Source organism: Enterobacter sp. Taxon_2 (assembly GCF_058355295.1).
Genome location: NZ_CM178024.1, coordinates 212,955 through 229,524 on the forward strand (window position 1 = coordinate 212,955; position 16,570 = coordinate 229,524).

The 16,570-nt window shown below is 56.0% G+C and carries 11 protein-coding genes; 2 read left to right on the forward strand and 9 right to left on the reverse strand.

The features are described 5' to 3' along the window. Positions 1-79: 79 nt before the first annotated feature. Positions 80-4,108, forward strand: coding sequence for a DNA-directed RNA polymerase subunit beta (rpoB, locus tag AC4IC4_RS00985; protein ID WP_024908260.1), 4,029 nt, complete (start codon positions 80-82; stop codon positions 4,106-4,108). A gap of 76 nt (positions 4,109-4,184) precedes the next feature. Beyond that, positions 4,185-8,408 carry a DNA-directed RNA polymerase subunit beta' gene (gene rpoC, locus AC4IC4_RS00990; RefSeq protein WP_491472006.1) on the forward strand — a complete coding sequence of 1,408 codons (4,224 nt, stop codon included), beginning with the start codon at positions 4,185-4,187 and terminating at the stop codon, positions 8,406-8,408. A gap of 57 nt (positions 8,409-8,465) precedes the next feature. On the opposite strand, the gene AC4IC4_RS00995 is transcribed toward rpoC, so the two are convergent. The 9 genes from AC4IC4_RS00995 to thiC form a co-directional block, all read right to left on the reverse strand. After that, positions 8,466-8,783, reverse strand: a complete 318-nt coding sequence (locus tag AC4IC4_RS00995) for a PTS lactose/cellobiose transporter subunit IIA (RefSeq protein ID WP_008503455.1) — start codon at positions 8,781-8,783, stop codon at positions 8,466-8,468. After that, positions 8,783-9,091 (reverse strand): PTS sugar transporter subunit IIB, encoded by a 309-nt coding sequence (locus AC4IC4_RS01000; RefSeq protein ID WP_023334100.1) that lies wholly within the window; start codon positions 9,089-9,091, stop codon positions 8,783-8,785. Before AC4IC4_RS01000 ends, AC4IC4_RS00995 begins: the two co-directional genes overlap by 1 nt. Before the next feature lie 180 nt (positions 9,092-9,271). Next, the gene (locus tag AC4IC4_RS01005) at positions 9,272-10,813 is read right to left on the reverse strand and encodes a sensor domain-containing diguanylate cyclase (protein WP_267215402.1); all 1,542 of its coding nucleotides are present in this window, start codon (positions 10,811-10,813) and stop codon (positions 9,272-9,274) included. 336 nt (positions 10,814-11,149) lie between these two features. Beyond that, positions 11,150-12,277 (reverse strand): 2-iminoacetate synthase ThiH, encoded by a 1,128-nt coding sequence (gene thiH / locus AC4IC4_RS01010; RefSeq protein WP_491472007.1) that lies wholly within the window; start codon positions 12,275-12,277, stop codon positions 11,150-11,152. Beyond that, on the reverse strand, positions 12,274-13,044 hold the full coding sequence (gene thiG, locus AC4IC4_RS01015) for a thiazole synthase (RefSeq protein WP_491472008.1): 771 nt from the start codon (positions 13,042-13,044) through the stop codon (positions 12,274-12,276). The genes thiH and thiG overlap by 4 nt, the downstream gene beginning before the upstream one ends. A gap of 1 nt (position 13,045) precedes the next feature. Beyond that, positions 13,046-13,246, reverse strand: coding sequence for a sulfur carrier protein ThiS (gene thiS, locus AC4IC4_RS01020; RefSeq protein ID WP_024908257.1), 201 nt, complete (start codon positions 13,244-13,246; stop codon positions 13,046-13,048). Continuing rightward, a complete protein-coding gene (locus AC4IC4_RS01025) occupies positions 13,230-13,985 on the reverse strand; it encodes a HesA/MoeB/ThiF family protein (protein ID WP_061716173.1) in 756 nt (251 codons plus the stop codon). Before AC4IC4_RS01025 ends, thiS begins: the two co-directional genes overlap by 17 nt. Then, positions 13,978-14,613 carry a thiamine phosphate synthase gene (thiE, locus tag AC4IC4_RS01030; RefSeq protein WP_061716172.1) on the reverse strand — a complete coding sequence of 212 codons (636 nt, stop codon included), beginning with the start codon at positions 14,611-14,613 and terminating at the stop codon, positions 13,978-13,980. The genes AC4IC4_RS01025 and thiE overlap by 8 nt, the downstream gene beginning before the upstream one ends. Further along, the gene (gene thiC, locus AC4IC4_RS01035; protein ID WP_417928013.1) at positions 14,613-16,508 is read right to left on the reverse strand and encodes a phosphomethylpyrimidine synthase ThiC; all 1,896 of its coding nucleotides are present in this window, start codon (positions 16,506-16,508) and stop codon (positions 14,613-14,615) included. The genes thiE and thiC overlap by 1 nt, the downstream gene beginning before the upstream one ends. Between the last annotated feature and the right edge of the window lie 62 nt (positions 16,509-16,570).

A 16,570-nucleotide genomic window follows, 5' to 3' on the forward strand; every position in this document is an offset into this window, starting at 1 on the left:
CCGGTCCACAAAATGGTGTTGCACAAACTGTCCCTTCGTCGGACAGATGGGTCGACTTGTCAGCGAGCTGAGGAACCCTATGGTTTACTCCTATACCGAGAAAAAACGTATTCGTAAGGATTTTGGTAAACGTCCACAAGTTCTGGACATTCCATATCTCCTTTCTATCCAGCTTGACTCGTTCCAGAAGTTTATCGAGCAAGATCCTGAAGGGCAGTACGGTCTGGAAGCAGCCTTCCGCTCCGTGTTCCCGATTCAGAGCTACAGCGGTAACTCCGAGCTGCAGTACGTCAGCTACCGCCTTGGCGAACCGGTGTTTGACGTTCAGGAATGTCAGATCCGTGGCGTGACCTATTCCGCACCGCTGCGCGTAAAACTGCGTCTGGTGATCTACGAGCGCGAAGCGCCGGAAGGCACCGTAAAAGACATTAAAGAACAAGAAGTCTACATGGGTGAAATTCCACTCATGACAGACAACGGTACTTTCGTTATCAACGGTACTGAGCGTGTTATCGTTTCCCAGCTGCATCGTAGCCCGGGCGTCTTCTTCGACAGCGATAAAGGTAAAACACACTCTTCCGGTAAAGTACTGTATAACGCACGCATCATTCCTTACCGTGGTTCATGGCTGGACTTCGAGTTCGATCCAAAAGACAACCTGTTTGTCCGTATCGACCGTCGTCGTAAACTGCCTGCAACCATCATTCTGCGTGCACTGAACTATACCACTGAGCAGATCCTGGACCTGTTCTTTGAGAAAGTGATCTTTGAAATCCGCGACAACAAGCTGCAGATGGAGCTGGTGCCGGAACGTCTGCGTGGTGAGACCGCGTCGTTCGACATCGAAGCCGACGGCAAAGTGTATGTGGAAAAAGGTCGCCGTATCACCGCGCGCCACATCCGCCAGCTGGAAAAAGATGATATCAAACTCATCGAAGTTCCGGTCGAGTACATTGCAGGAAAAGTAGCCGCGAAAGATTACGTTGACGAGTCAACGGGTGAGCTGATCTGCCCGGCGAACATGGAGCTGAGCCTGGATCTGCTGGCTAAGCTGAGCCAGTCTGGCCACAAACGTATCGAAACGCTGTTCACCAACGATCTGGACCACGGTGCGTATATCTCTGAGACTATTCGCGTCGACCCAACCACCGATCGTCTGAGCGCGCTGGTAGAAATCTACCGCATGATGCGTCCTGGTGAGCCACCAACTCGCGAAGCGGCGGAAAGCCTGTTCGAGAACCTGTTCTTCTCCGAAGACCGCTACGATCTGTCCGCGGTTGGTCGTATGAAGTTCAACCGTTCTCTGCTGCGCGACGAAATTGAAGGTTCCGGTATCCTGAGCAAAGACGACATCATCGAAGTGATGAAGAAGCTCATCGATATCCGTAACGGTAAAGGCGAAGTGGACGATATCGACCACCTCGGCAACCGTCGTATCCGTTCCGTAGGCGAAATGGCGGAAAACCAGTTCCGCGTTGGCCTGGTACGTGTAGAGCGTGCGGTGAAAGAGCGTCTGTCTCTGGGCGATCTGGATACCCTGATGCCTCAGGATATGATCAACGCCAAACCGATTTCTGCAGCAGTGAAAGAGTTCTTCGGTTCAAGCCAGCTGTCTCAGTTCATGGATCAGAACAACCCGCTGTCTGAGATTACGCACAAACGTCGTATCTCTGCACTCGGCCCAGGCGGTCTGACCCGTGAGCGCGCAGGCTTTGAAGTTCGAGACGTACACCCGACGCACTACGGTCGCGTATGTCCAATCGAAACGCCTGAAGGTCCAAACATCGGTCTGATCAACTCCCTGTCCGTGTACGCACAGACGAACGAATACGGTTTCCTCGAGACCCCGTACCGTAAAGTGACCGACGGTGTTGTAACCGACGAAATTCATTACCTGTCTGCTATCGAAGAAGGCAACTACGTTATCGCTCAGGCGAACTCCAACCTGGATGACGAAGGCCACTTTGTAGAAGATCTGGTTACCTGCCGTAGCAAAGGCGAATCCAGCTTGTTCAGCCGCGACCAGGTTGACTACATGGACGTATCCACCCAGCAGGTGGTATCCGTCGGTGCGTCCCTGATCCCGTTCCTGGAACACGATGACGCCAACCGTGCATTGATGGGTGCGAACATGCAACGTCAGGCCGTTCCAACTCTGCGCGCTGATAAGCCGCTGGTTGGTACCGGTATGGAACGTGCTGTTGCCGTTGACTCCGGTGTTACTGCGGTTGCTAAACGTGGCGGTACTGTTCAGTACGTCGATGCATCCCGTATCGTTATCAAAGTTAACGAAGACGAGATGTATCCGGGCGAAGCAGGTATCGACATTTATAACCTGACCAAATACACCCGTTCTAACCAGAACACCTGTATCAACCAGATGCCTTGCGTATCTCTGGGTGAGCCAGTTGAGCGCGGCGACGTGCTGGCAGACGGTCCGTCCACCGACCTCGGTGAACTGGCGCTCGGTCAGAACATGCGCGTAGCGTTCATGCCGTGGAACGGTTACAACTTCGAAGACTCCATCCTCGTCTCCGAGCGTGTGGTTCAGGAAGATCGTTTCACCACCATCCACATTCAGGAACTGGCATGTGTGTCCCGTGACACCAAGCTGGGGCCAGAAGAGATCACCGCTGACATCCCTAACGTGGGTGAAGCTGCGCTCTCCAAACTGGATGAATCCGGTATCGTTTACATCGGTGCGGAAGTGACCGGCGGCGACATTCTGGTTGGTAAGGTTACGCCTAAAGGTGAAACCCAGCTGACGCCAGAAGAGAAACTGCTGCGTGCCATCTTCGGTGAGAAAGCGTCTGACGTTAAAGACTCTTCTCTGCGCGTACCAAACGGTGTTTCCGGTACGGTTATCGACGTTCAGGTCTTCACCCGTGACGGCGTTGAGAAAGATAAGCGTGCGCTGGAAATCGAAGAGATGCAGCTCAAACAGGCGAAGAAAGACCTGTCTGAAGAACTGCAGATCCTCGAAGCGGGTCTGTTCAGCCGTATCTATGCGGTGCTGGTTGCCGGTGGCGTTGAAGCTGAGAAGCTCGACAAACTGCCACGCGATCGCTGGCTGGAACTGGGCCTGACCGACGAAGAGAAACAAAATCAGCTGGAACAGCTGGCTGAGCAGTATGACGAACTGAAACACGAGTTCGAGAAAAAACTCGAAGCGAAACGCCGCAAAATCACTCAGGGCGACGATCTGGCACCAGGCGTGCTGAAGATTGTTAAGGTGTATCTGGCTGTTAAACGTCAGATCCAGCCTGGTGATAAGATGGCAGGTCGTCACGGTAACAAGGGTGTTATCTCTAAGATCAACCCGATCGAAGATATGCCGCACGATGCTAACGGTACGCCGGTAGATATCGTACTGAACCCGCTGGGCGTACCGTCTCGTATGAACATCGGTCAGATCCTGGAAACCCACCTGGGTATGGCTGCGAAAGGTATCGGCGACAAGATTAACGCCATGCTGAAGCAGCAGGAAGAAGTCGCGAAACTGCGCGAATTCATCCAGCGTGCCTACGATCTGGGTACCGACGTGCGTCAGAAAGTCGACCTGAATACCTTCAGCGATGAAGAAGTGCTGCGCCTGGCTGAGAACCTGAAAAAAGGTATGCCAATCGCAACGCCGGTCTTCGACGGTGCGAAAGAAGCTGAAATTAAAGAGCTGCTGCAACTGGGTGGTCTGCCAACGTCTGGTCAGATTACGCTGTTTGACGGCCGTACCGGTGAACAGTTCGAGCGTCCGGTAACCGTAGGTTACATGTACATGCTGAAACTGAACCACCTGGTCGACGACAAGATGCACGCTCGTTCTACCGGTTCTTACAGCCTGGTTACTCAGCAGCCGCTGGGTGGTAAGGCGCAGTTCGGTGGTCAGCGCTTCGGGGAGATGGAAGTGTGGGCGCTGGAAGCATACGGCGCGGCATACACCCTGCAGGAAATGCTCACCGTTAAGTCTGATGACGTGAACGGTCGTACCAAGATGTATAAAAACATCGTGGACGGCAACCATCAGATGGAACCGGGCATGCCAGAATCCTTCAACGTACTGTTGAAAGAGATTCGTTCGCTGGGTATCAACATCGAACTGGAAGACGAGTAATTCTCGCTCAAACAGGTCACTGGTGTCGGGTTAACCCCCGGCACCGGATTGTGCTAACTCCGACGGGAGCAAATCCGTGAAAGATTTATTAAAGTTTCTGAAAGCGCAGACTAAAACCGAAGAGTTTGATGCGATCAAAATTGCTCTGGCTTCGCCAGACATGATCCGTTCATGGTCTTTCGGTGAAGTTAAAAAGCCGGAAACCATCAACTACCGTACGTTCAAACCTGAGCGTGACGGCCTTTTCTGTGCGCGTATTTTCGGGCCAGTAAAAGATTACGAGTGCCTGTGCGGTAAGTACAAGCGCCTGAAACACCGTGGTGTGATCTGTGAGAAGTGCGGCGTTGAAGTGACCCAGACCAAAGTGCGTCGTGAGCGCATGGGCCACATCGAGCTGGCGTCTCCGACCGCTCACATCTGGTTCCTGAAATCTCTGCCGTCCCGTATCGGTCTGCTGCTGGATATGCCGCTGCGTGATATCGAACGTGTTCTGTACTTCGAATCTTATGTGGTAATCGAAGGCGGGATGACGAACCTGGAACGTCATCAGATCCTGACTGAAGAGCAGTATCTGGACGCGCTGGAAGAGTTCGGTGACGAATTCGACGCGAAGATGGGTGCGGAAGCTATTCAGGCCCTGCTGAAGAGCATGGATCTGGAGCAAGAGTGCGAGCAGCTGCGTGAAGAGCTGAACGAAACCAACTCCGAAACCAAACGTAAAAAGCTGACCAAGCGTATCAAACTGCTGGAAGCGTTCGTTCAGTCTGGTAACAAACCAGAGTGGATGATCCTGACCGTTCTGCCGGTTCTGCCGCCAGATCTGCGTCCACTGGTTCCGCTGGATGGTGGTCGTTTCGCAACGTCCGATCTGAACGATCTGTATCGTCGCGTTATCAACCGTAACAACCGTCTGAAACGTCTGCTGGATCTGGCTGCGCCGGACATCATCGTACGCAACGAAAAACGTATGCTGCAGGAAGCGGTAGATGCCCTGCTGGATAACGGTCGTCGCGGTCGTGCGATCACCGGTTCTAACAAACGTCCTCTGAAATCTTTGGCCGACATGATCAAAGGTAAACAGGGTCGTTTCCGTCAGAACCTGCTCGGTAAACGTGTTGACTACTCCGGTCGTTCTGTAATCACCGTAGGTCCATACCTGCGTCTGCATCAGTGCGGTCTGCCGAAGAAAATGGCACTGGAGCTGTTCAAACCATTCATCTACGGCAAGCTGGAACTGCGTGGCCTGGCCACCACCATCAAAGCCGCGAAGAAAATGGTTGAGCGTGAAGAAGCTGTCGTTTGGGATATCCTGGACGAAGTTATCCGCGAACACCCGGTACTGCTGAACCGTGCACCAACCCTGCACCGTTTGGGTATCCAGGCATTTGAGCCAGTCCTGATCGAAGGTAAAGCTATCCAGCTGCACCCGCTGGTTTGTGCGGCATATAACGCCGACTTCGATGGTGACCAGATGGCTGTTCACGTACCGCTGACGCTGGAAGCCCAGCTCGAAGCACGTGCGCTGATGATGTCTACCAACAACATTCTGTCTCCAGCGAACGGTGAGCCAATCATTGTTCCTTCTCAGGACGTTGTATTGGGTCTGTACTACATGACCCGTGACTGTGTTAACGCCAAAGGCGAAGGCATGGTGCTGACTGGCCCGAAAGAAGCTGAGCGTATTTACCGCGCTGGCCTGGCCTCTCTGCATGCGCGCGTTAAAGTGCGTATCACCGAATACGAAAAAGATGAAAACGGCGAATTCGTTGCGAAAACCAGCCTGAAAGACACGACCGTTGGCCGTGCGATTCTGTGGATGATCGTACCGAAAGGTCTGCCTTTCTCCATCGTCAACCAGGCGCTGGGCAAGAAAGCGATCTCCAAAATGCTGAACACCTGTTACCGCATTCTGGGTCTGAAGCCGACCGTTATCTTCGCTGACCAGACAATGTATACCGGCTTTGCTTATGCAGCGCGTTCAGGTGCATCTGTTGGTATCGATGACATGGTCATCCCAGAGAAGAAACACGAGATCATCTCTGAAGCGGAAGCCGAAGTTGCTGAGATCCAGGAGCAGTTCCAGTCTGGTCTGGTTACCGCGGGCGAACGCTATAACAAAGTTATCGATATCTGGGCAGCGGCGAACGATCGTGTATCCAAAGCGATGATGGATAACCTGCAGACCGAAACCGTGATTAACCGTGACGGCGTAGAAGAGCAGCAGGTTTCCTTCAACAGCATCTACATGATGGCCGACTCCGGTGCGCGTGGTTCCGCAGCACAGATTCGTCAGCTGGCAGGTATGCGTGGTCTGATGGCGAAGCCAGATGGCTCCATCATCGAAACGCCAATCACCGCGAACTTCCGTGAAGGTCTGAACGTACTCCAGTACTTCATCTCCACGCACGGTGCTCGTAAAGGTCTGGCGGATACAGCACTGAAAACAGCGAACTCCGGTTATCTGACGCGTCGTCTGGTTGACGTTGCCCAGGATCTGGTTGTGACCGAAGACGATTGTGGCACCCTCGAAGGTATCACCATGACCCCGGTTATCGAGGGTGGTGATGTTAAAGAGCCACTGCGCGATCGCGTTCTGGGTCGTGTGACCGCGGAAGACATTCTGAAGCCGGGTACTGCAGACATTCTGGTTCCACGCAACACGCTGCTGCACGAGCACTGGTGTGACCTGCTGGAAGCGAACTCTGTTGACTCCGTGAAAGTGCGTTCCGTTGTATCCTGTGACACCGACTTTGGTGTATGTGCGCACTGCTACGGTCGTGACCTGGCGCGTGGCCACATCATCAACAAAGGTGAAGCAATCGGCGTTATCGCGGCACAGTCCATCGGTGAGCCGGGTACACAGCTGACGATGCGTACGTTCCACATCGGTGGTGCGGCATCTCGTGCGGCTGCTGAATCCAGCATCCAGGTGAAAAACAAAGGTAGCATCAAGCTCAGTAACGCGAAGTCTGTTGTTAACTCCGCAGGCAAGCTGGTTGTGACCTCTCGTAACACCGAGCTGAAACTGATCGACGAATTCGGTCGTACCAAAGAGAGCTATAAAGTGCCTTACGGTGCGGTTATGGCGAAAGGTGATGGCGAGCAGGTTGCCGGCGGTGAAACCGTTGCAAACTGGGATCCACACACCATGCCGGTTATCACCGAAGTAAGTGGTTTCATCCGCTTTACTGACATGATCGACGGCCAGACCATTACTCGTCAGACCGACGAGCTGACCGGTCTGTCTTCTCTGGTGGTTCTGGATTCTGCTGAACGTACTACCGGTGGTAAAGATCTGCGTCCTGCGCTGAAAATCGTTGATGCTCAGGGTAACGACGTTCTGATCCCTGGTACCGACATGCCTGCTCAGTACTTCCTGCCGGGTAAAGCGATCGTTCAGCTGGAAGATGGCATTCAGATCGGTGCGGGTGATGCTCTGGCGCGTATTCCACAGGAATCCAGCGGTACCAAGGACATCACCGGTGGTCTGCCACGCGTTGCGGACCTGTTCGAAGCACGTCGTCCGAAAGAGCCTGCAATCCTGGCTGAAATCAGCGGTATCATCTCCTTCGGTAAAGAGACCAAAGGGAAACGCCGTCTGGTTATCACTCCAGTAGATGGTAGCGAACCGTACGAAGAGATGATTCCTAAGTGGCGTCAGCTCAACGTGTTCGAAGGTGAACGTGTAGAACGTGGTGACGTGGTTTCCGATGGTCCAGAAGCGCCGCACGACATTCTGCGTCTTCGTGGCGTACACGCGGTAACGCGTTACATCACCAACGAAGTGCAGGACGTTTACCGTCTGCAGGGCGTTAAGATTAACGATAAGCACATCGAAGTTATCGTTCGTCAGATGCTGCGTAAAGCAACCATCGAAAACGCAGGCAGCTCTGAGTTCCTGGAAGGCGAGCAGGTTGAATACTCACGCGTCAAGATCGCTAACCGCGAACTGGAAGCGAACGGCAAAATCGGTGCGACCTACTCGCGCGATCTGCTGGGTATCACCAAAGCGTCTCTGGCAACCGAGTCCTTCATCTCTGCAGCATCGTTCCAGGAAACGACTCGTGTCCTGACCGAAGCCGCTGTTGCTGGTAAGCGTGATGAACTGCGCGGTCTGAAAGAGAACGTTATCGTGGGTCGTCTGATCCCGGCCGGTACCGGTTATGCGTACCACCAGGATCGTATGCGTCGTCGTGCTGCGGGCGAACTGCCAGCTGCACCGCAGGTGACTGCTGAAGATGCATCCGCGAGCCTGGCAGAACTGCTGAACGCAGGTCTGGGCGGTTCCGACAACGAGTAATCGTTGAGTCGCTAATAAAAAACCCGCCTCGGCGGGTTTTTTTACATCTGCATGTTTTCAATTCACCAGCGGGATCCGACGATAAAGCTCAATCATATCGCCCGCCAGATCCTGAATGACCATCGCGTTCATCAGGTGATCCTGAGAGTGAACGGTGATCAGATTAACCGGAAGCTTCCCGGTCCCTTCATCAAGACCGATAAGCTGCGTCTGGATCGTGTGCGCATGCTTCACATATTCACGCGACTCTTCCATCGCTTTTTCAGCTTCGTCAAACTCACCTTTACGCGCCATCTGTAACGCCGTCAGGGCCGCACTGCGCGCCGCGCCTGCGTTGACCAGCAGTTCCATAATCGTGGTTTCTAAGTCTTCCATTATGACTCCAGAAGTTTGAGCGCTTTTTCCAGTACGGCATCACCTTTCATCATGCCGTAATCCATCATGTCGATCACCGCGACCTTTTTACCTAGCGGCTCGGCCTGTGCCTGGAGTTTGGCCTGCTCGTATTTAACCTGTGGCCCCAGCAATACGATGTCGGCCGTTGCGATGTTGTCTTTAAACTCCGCAACCGGAACGGCTTTAATCGTGACTTCAACCCCTTTTTTCTGCGCGGCGTCTTTCATACGTTGAACCAGCATGCTGGTTGACATTCCCGCTGCACAGCATAAAACGATGTTCTTCATAATCAGCCTCGATCTACATGTGTTTATTGATAATTATCCCGTGCAGACCGCTTCAACAACCGGTTTACCGCGATTGTGTGTCAGGCATCACAAAGAAACCGGCGATTTTCTGAAACCGGTTACAATTTTGCATTGTCGGGTACCCGGCCCGTGGAAACGGGACGGGTGAAAGAGGGAGGATTAGCTGATGGACGTTCGGTTGATGCGGTTTTTGCCCTGCTGTTTGGCGCTGTATAGGGCGTTATCAACGCTTCCGATAAAGTGCTCCAGCGGTTCAAAATGCCACTCCCCAAGACCGCCGCTGAACGTAACCCGCAGGTTTTCTTCCCGCCAGACACGTTTTTCAACAGCGGTACGCCATGCTTCCAGTAATGAGAGCGCAGAAGTCATCTGCTCAGCCTGGAAGATGACCGCAAACTCTTCTCCACCATAACGGTAAAGCGAGACGTGATGTGGCTGCATGATCTGGAGCCCTTCGCGGGCCACGTTACGCAGAACGATATCACCGGTCAGGTGGCCCAGCGTGTCGTTAATCGACTTGAAGTTATCAATATCCACCAGCGCCATCGCGAAAGGCTGCTGGGCATTCAGTAGCTCCGCGATATCGCTATCGAATGCGCGGCGGTTTTTACAGCCCGTCAGCGCATCGTGAGTGGCCTGACGCACATAGGCCATCTCACGCTCTTTATTGGACTGAATCGTGTGGCTCAGCATCGCTTCCAGGCGCGGCGCCTCGCTGACGTCGCCGGTTTTGATGGCATTGATAATGTGCATCAGCACGCTACGCGAGGCGTGGCGGAGGTATAAGCCGAAGAGGATGATGATGATGGCCGCCAGCGCAAACCCCCAGCCAACAATCGTCGTTTCGTGGCGGGTAATATCGGTGAGCGTCGCATCCGATACCCGGTAAATGACAAACCAGTCCGGGTTGGTAAACGAGTAGTAGTAATACCAGGCGTTGCTTTTCTTGTCGTAAAGGTGGCCTTCACCGCTGGTCATTTTGTCCATCAGCGCTTCGCTCACGTACTGCTTGAAGAGCGCGCCGGTATCCGGATGCAGCACCACAGCACCGTCACGCTCGACGACGAAGAATTCCCCCTGAACGGGCGCCACCATCTGACGCAGGGTGTAGCCCATTGATGTCAAATCGAGATGAAACGCGAGCGTTCCCTTCAGTCTGCCTTCTGGTGAAATCACTGGCTTATAAAGAGTGACCGTGGGGTGCCCCGTAAAGTAATCCATATAAGGACGGGTATAGTGGCTGAAGATGCTGGCTTCCGCCTGAGCGACAAACCACGGCCTCGTCCTGGGATCGAAGGTTTTACTCGTCTCCGTGGGGAGCACTTCCGGTGCGCGGAGGTAATGCCCCTGCGTGTCCGCCAGCGAGATGGAGGAGACGGTCGGCATCAGGTTCTGCAAATGCATCATCATCTGCAACCCCTGCGTCGGGTTGACGTTGAGCGTCTCGTTTAGCCTGTCGTCACGCGCAAAGTACATCGCGGAACGGCCCAGGATATAGTCGTTTTCACGCAGGATAGATTCGGTGTAGTTCACCGCCAGGTTGTGCGTGAAATTGCTATTGATCTTATGATAATCCTCAAGAAAATCCTTTCGTTGCGAAAGCGTCACCGCGATCGCGATCACCGCAAAACTGCAGAGGATCCCCGCGAAGCTGAGCATGATTGGCCGGGTAAAAGAGAGCTTTTTGCTGTGAAGTGCCATGAGCTGTACATCGTTCCTGATGGTGAATACTGTTCGTCTGCCGATATCCTCTCAGCATAGTCGCTGTCCTGCGGTTAGCGGTGAATTATACGGCACACGATTTCTGGCGGGATGATTTATCTTAAGAACCATTAAGAAAATACTTATTCACCTGGCTGGGGCCGTTTGTGCAATGAACCAGAGGCAGGGCGAAACGAGGAAGAAGCTTTTCGCCCTGGTCAGCATCCGTTGCTGACCGTGTGACAATAAAAAACCGGACGATCGCTGACAATCCTCCGGTTTTGCCTTTTCGTCGCGCCTCGACAATTTTTTATGATGTTGCAGTGCGTTTCAACGTCACTGCGAGGCTCTTCCCAGCCAGCTGTCCCAGTCTTTCCAGACAGGCTGAAGACCCTGCGCTGTCAGAGCGGCGGCGACCGCTTCCGGACGTCGTCCGTCATGCGGCGCAAACTGCTCGAGCTCCGGATGATCGTCGGCGTAGCCGCCAGGCTGTGTTTTGGAAAACGCGCTGACGTTGTTAATCGCAAGCGGGATAACGCGATCGCGAAACGCCGGGGACTCACGCGTTGAGAGCGATAATTCCACTTCCGGAGCGAGCAGGCGAAACGCGCAGATGGTTTGCACCAGCTGGCGTTCATCCATCAGAGAAGCCGGTTCAATCCCGCCCGCGCAGGGCCTCAGACGCGGGAAGGAGATGGAATAACGGCTCTGCCAGTAGTGCTGCTGAAGCCACAGCAAATGTTCCGCCACCATGTAACAATCCACCCGCCAGCTGTCGGAGAGCCCGATCAGCGCACCCAGACCGATTTTGTCGATGCCCGCGCGACCCAGCCTGTCCGGTGTTTCCAGCCGGAAAAAGAAATCCTGTTTCTTACCCTTCAGGTGGTGCCGGGCGTACGTCGCCTCGTGGTAGGTTTCCTGGTAGACCATGACCCCGTCCAGCCCGAGCGTTTTGAGCTCCGCGTACTCCTCCTGCGCCAGGGGCTGTACTTCCATATGCAACGACGCAAACTGACGACGGATGGCGGGAAGGTGCTGACGGAAATAGTCCATTCCCACTTTTCCCTGATGTTCGCCCGTGACCAGCAGAAGATGTTCAAAGCCCATTTCACGAATAGCCGCACACTCACGGGCAATCTCACCTTCATCGAGCGTTTTACGTTTGATGCGGTTGCTCATGGAGAAGCCGCAATAGGTGCAGTCATTGGCGCACAGGTTTGAGAGATAGAGCGGCACGTAGAAACTCACCGTGTTGCCAAAACGCTGGCGGGTGAGCCGCTGTGCTCGCTGGGCCATCGGTTCGAGGTACGCACTGGCCGCCGGGGAGAGCATGGCCATCAGATCCTCGCGGGTCAGATGGCGGGCATTCAGCGCACGCTCCACGTCAGCCGCCGTTTTGCTGTTGATGCGCAGGGCAATGTCGTCCCAGTTAAGCTGCCGCCAGCGCTCGGTAAACGTGCTCATGAGATCGCCTCCAGAAAACCGGTCAGCGGGCTGGTGGCCTGCGCCTGGAAACTGCGCGAGCCGGGGCCGGACTCCCTTGCCAGCAACCCAGCCTCTACGGCCATGCGGAACGCACGCGCCATCATGACCGGATCGTCGGCAACCGCGATGGCCGTATTCACCAGCACCGCGTCGGCGCCCATCTCCAGCGCCTGTGCGGCATGGCTGGGCACGCCAATGCCCGCATCAACCACCACCGGCACGGTAGCCTGCTCAATAATGATTTCCAGCATCGCACGAGTTTCCAGCCCCTGGTTGGAGCCAATGGGGGCGCCCAGCGGCATGACGGCGGCGCAGCCGACCTCTTCCAGCCGTTTGCACAGGACAGGGTCGGCGCCGCAGTAAGGCAGGACGGTAAACCCTTGCTGCACCAGCTTTTCAGCCGCTTTCAGCGTTTCGATAGGGTCGGGCAGCAGCCAGCGGGCGTCAGGATGAATTTCCAGCTTCAGCCAGCGGGTGCCGAGCGCCTCGCGGGCCAGCTGCGCGGCGAAAATCGCCTCTTCGGCCGTTTTGGCACCGGAGGTGTTGGGCAGCAGCGTGACGCCTGCCTCCAGTAAAGGAGCCAGAATGGCATCGCTGTGATGATGCAGATCCACGCGCTTGAGCGCCAGCGTCACCAGCTGGCTGCCGCTTTCGCGAATGGCATCCACCATCAGCTGCGGCGAGGCGAATTTTCCGGTTCCGGTAAACAGATGTGAATCAAAGACTTTATCGGCAATACGTAACATCTCAGCCCCCTGCGATAACCTGAAACAGCAGGATCTGGTCGCCGTCATTGACCTGCTGATGTTCCCACTGCTCGCGCGGCAGGATCTGTTGATTGAGCGCCAGCGCCGTTCCCGGCTTGAGCTGACGCAGCTTGTCGAGCAGTACCGCAACGGTGAGCCCGTCTTCGCATCTCATCGGCTCATCGTTAAACAGAATGCGCATCGCGGCCTCCACATACCGGGCAGCGGCTGGCGCGGCGTAACGCCAGCTGGCGCCAGCCGGCTGAGCGGGCATCAAACAGCCGCAGCGTATTGCGTTCCGTCTCCATGCCGCTAAGCAGCTTGATGGCTTCCAGCGCCTGCATGGTGCCCATTACGCCGACCACCGGACCCAGAATGCCCGCCGTCCGGCAGTTGCGCGCTGGCTCGGCATCATCCGGCCACAGACAGCGATAGCAGCCCTGCGTCCACGGTGGCGTCAGAACCATCATCTGCCCGCCGAACCCCACCGCGCTGGCGGTGATAAGCGGCGTATGATTTGCCACGCACGCGGCGTTAATCGCCTGGCGCGTCGCCATGTTGTCGGTACAGTCCAGCACCACGTCGGCAAGGGCGACTTCACGGTGCAGGCTTTCACCGCTAAGACGCTCCTGTAAGGCAATCAGCTCGATATCCGGGTTTAGCTGGTTCAGCCGCTGCCGGGTGATTTTTGCTTTCGGCTGGTTGATATCCTCGGTGGTAAAGAGGATTTGTCGCTGCAGGTTGCTGAGGTGAACCTCGTCGTCATCGGCCAGCACCAGCGTACCGATGCCCGCACCTGCCAGATAAAGCGCGGCGGGCGCGCCTAATCCGCCCAGACCGACAATCAGCACCCGGCTGGCGAGCAGTTTTTGCTGGCCATCGATGGCGATATCCTCCAGCAGGATCTGACGGCTGTAGCGCATAAAGTCGCGATCATTCATCGCCAGCTCCTGCCAGCTGTAACAGCTGTTCGGTGGCGGACTGCCAGTCTGCAGCCTGGGTGATGGCGCTGACGACGGCGATGCTGCCGACGCCGGTCTCCAGCACCGCCGGGGCGCGTTCAAGGCTGATTCCGCCGATGGCGACGGTGGGGTAATCGGCAAGGCGTTTAACGTGACTCGCCAGCTGTGTCAGACCCTGCGGTGCGGAGGGCATCTGCTTGGTTTGCGTCGGGAAGACGTGGCCCAGCGCGATGTATGAGGGACGGGCCGCCAGGGCCACGTCGATCTCCATGTCATCGTGCGTTGACACGCCAAGACGCAGCCCGGCTTCACGGATAGCGCTCAGATCCGTTGTTTCGAGGTCTTCCTGACCCAGATGCACGCCGTACGCCTGGTGCTTAACGGCCAGCCGCCAGTAGTCGTTGATAAACAGGCGGGCGTTATACCGACGCCCCAGCGCGATGGCGGCAACCACATCGGCTTCCACCTCGTCATCGCGCTTATCCTTGATGCGCAGCTGGAGGGTGCGAACGCCTGCCTCCAGCAGTCGCTCTATCCACGCCACGCTGTCCACCACCGGATAGAGCCCTAAACGGTAGGGGACGGGTGGGAAATCGGGCTGATACATTACGCCTCCTCTTTTTTGAGGTAGATTTCGCCGCCTTTGGCGCGGAAGGTTTCAGACATGTCCGCCATGCCCACTTCAATGGTTTGCGCTGCGGCGTAGTCACGCACTTCCTGGCTGATTTTCATCGAGCAGAATTTTGGCCCACACATAGAGCAGAAGTGCGCGACTTTGCCTGATTCCTGCGGCAGGGTCTCATCGTGATAGGCGCGGGCGGTGAACGGATCCAGCGCCAGGTTGAACTGGTCTTCCCAGCGGAATTCAAAGCGCGCCTTCGACATGGCGTTATCGCGGATTTGCGCCCCCGGGTGGCCTTTGGCCAGATCCGCCGCGTGGGCGGCAATTTTGTAGGTAATCAGCCCCTGCTTCACGTCCTCTTTGTTTGGCAGGCCGAGGTGCTCTTTCGGCGTCACGTAGCAGAGCATGGCGCAGCCGAACCAGCCGATCATCGCCGCGCCAATGCCTGACGTGAAGTGGTCGTAACCCGGCGCAATATCGGTGGTCAATGGTCCCAGGGTATAGAACGGGGCCTCATGGCAGTGCTCCAGCTCTTCGGTCATGTTGCGGCGGATCATCTGCATCGGCACGTGTCCCGGGCCTTCAATCATCACCTGCACGTCATACTCCCAGGCGATTTTAGTCAGCTCGCCCAGCGTGTGCAGCTCGGCAAACTGCGCTTCGTCGTTGGCGTCGCGGATGGAGCCCGGACGCAGGCCGTCGCCCAGCGACAGGGAGACGTCATAGGCGGCGCAGATTTCGCAGATCTCGCGGAAGTGTTCGTAGAGGAAGTTTTCCTGGTGATGGGACAGGCACCACTTCGCCATGATGGAACCGCCGCGCGAGACGATACCGGTCAGACGCTTCGCCGTCATCGGCACGTAGCGCAGCAGCACGCCCGCGTGAATGGTGAAGTAGTCCACGCCCTGTTCAGCCTGCTCCAGCAGCGTGTCGCGGAACGCTTCCCAGGTGAGGTCTTCGGCAATGCCGTTGACCTTCTCCAGCGCCTGATAAATCGGGACGGTGCCAATCGGCACCGGGCTGTTACGCAGGATCCATTCGCGGGTTTCGTGAATATAGCGGCCGGTGGAGAGGTCCATTACCGTGTCCGCGCCCCAGCGCGTGGACCAGACCAGCTTTTCCACCTCTTCTTCGATGGAGGAGGTCACGGCCGAGTTACCGATGTTCGCGTTGACCTTCACCAGGAAGTTGCGGCCGATAATCATCGGCTCGGATTCCGGGTGGTTAATGTTGGCGGGGATAATCGCGCGCCCGGCGGCCACTTCGTCACGCACAAACTCCGGCGTGATGTTCTCCGGCAGGCGAGCGCCAAAGCCTTCACCCGGATGCTGATAGCGCAGCACTTCGCTACGGATGCGCTCGCGACCCATGTTTTCGCGGATGGCGATGAATTCCATTTCCGGCGTGACGATGCCCTGGCGGGCGTAGTGCAGCTGGGTCACGCATTTGCCCGCTTTAGCGCGTTTTGGCGTCAGCAGGCCGGTAAAGCGCAGCTCGTCCAGACCGTCGTCGGCGAGGCGCTCTTTGGTGTACGCAGAGCTGCGCACGCTCAGTTCTTCGCAGTCGTTGCGCGCATTAATCCACGGCTGGCGCAGCTTAGCCAGACCCTGCTGGACGTTGATGGCAACATCAGGGTCACCGTACGGACCGGAGGTGTCATACACCGGCACGGCTTCGTTGTCTTCGTATTGCGGGTTATCTTTGCTGCCGCCAATAAGCGTCGGGCTGAGCTGGATTTCGCGCATCGGGACGCGGATATCGGCCTGCGAGCCGGAAATGTAGATGCGTTTCGAGTTCGGGAAAGCGGTGCCTTCCAGGGTGTCGATGAAGTGTTGGGCCTGTGCGCGCTGTTCGCGGCGGGTCAGTTTTGCAGTAGACATAGCTCATTCCAAAAGTGAAGGACATGGCTTGTCAGACGACGGATGAAGCAAGAGAGGATCGC

Bases quoted from the DNA above. Each gene is read 5' to 3' on its own strand.
- rpoB (WP_024908260.1), top strand. From the start codon at position 80: ATGGTTTACTCCTATACCGAGAAAAAACGTATTCGTAAGGATTTTGGT.
- AC4IC4_RS00995 (WP_008503455.1), bottom strand. From the start codon at position 8,783: ATGGAAGACTTAGAAACCACGATTATGGAACTGCTGGTCAACGCAGGC.
- AC4IC4_RS01000 (WP_023334100.1), bottom strand. From the start codon at position 9,091: ATGAAGAACATCGTTTTATGCTGTGCAGCGGGAATGTCAACCAGCATG.
- AC4IC4_RS01005 (WP_267215402.1), bottom strand. From the start codon at position 10,813: ATGGCACTTCACAGCAAAAAGCTCTCTTTTACCCGGCCAATCATGCTC.
- thiH (WP_491472007.1), bottom strand. From the start codon at position 12,277: ATGAGCACGTTTACCGAGCGCTGGCGGCAGCTTAACTGGGACGACATT.
- thiG (WP_491472008.1), bottom strand. From the start codon at position 13,044: ATGTTACGTATTGCCGATAAAGTCTTTGATTCACATCTGTTTACCGGA.
- thiS (WP_024908257.1), bottom strand. From the start codon at position 13,246: ATGCGCATTCTGTTTAACGATGAGCCGATGAGATGCGAAGACGGGCTC.
- AC4IC4_RS01025 (WP_061716173.1), bottom strand. From the start codon at position 13,985: ATGAATGATCGCGACTTTATGCGCTACAGCCGTCAGATCCTGCTGGAG.
- thiE (WP_061716172.1), bottom strand. From the start codon at position 14,613: ATGTATCAGCCCGATTTCCCACCCGTCCCCTACCGTTTAGGGCTCTAT.
- thiC (WP_417928013.1), bottom strand. From the start codon at position 16,508: ATGTCTACTGCAAAACTGACCCGCCGCGAACAGCGCGCACAGGCCCAA.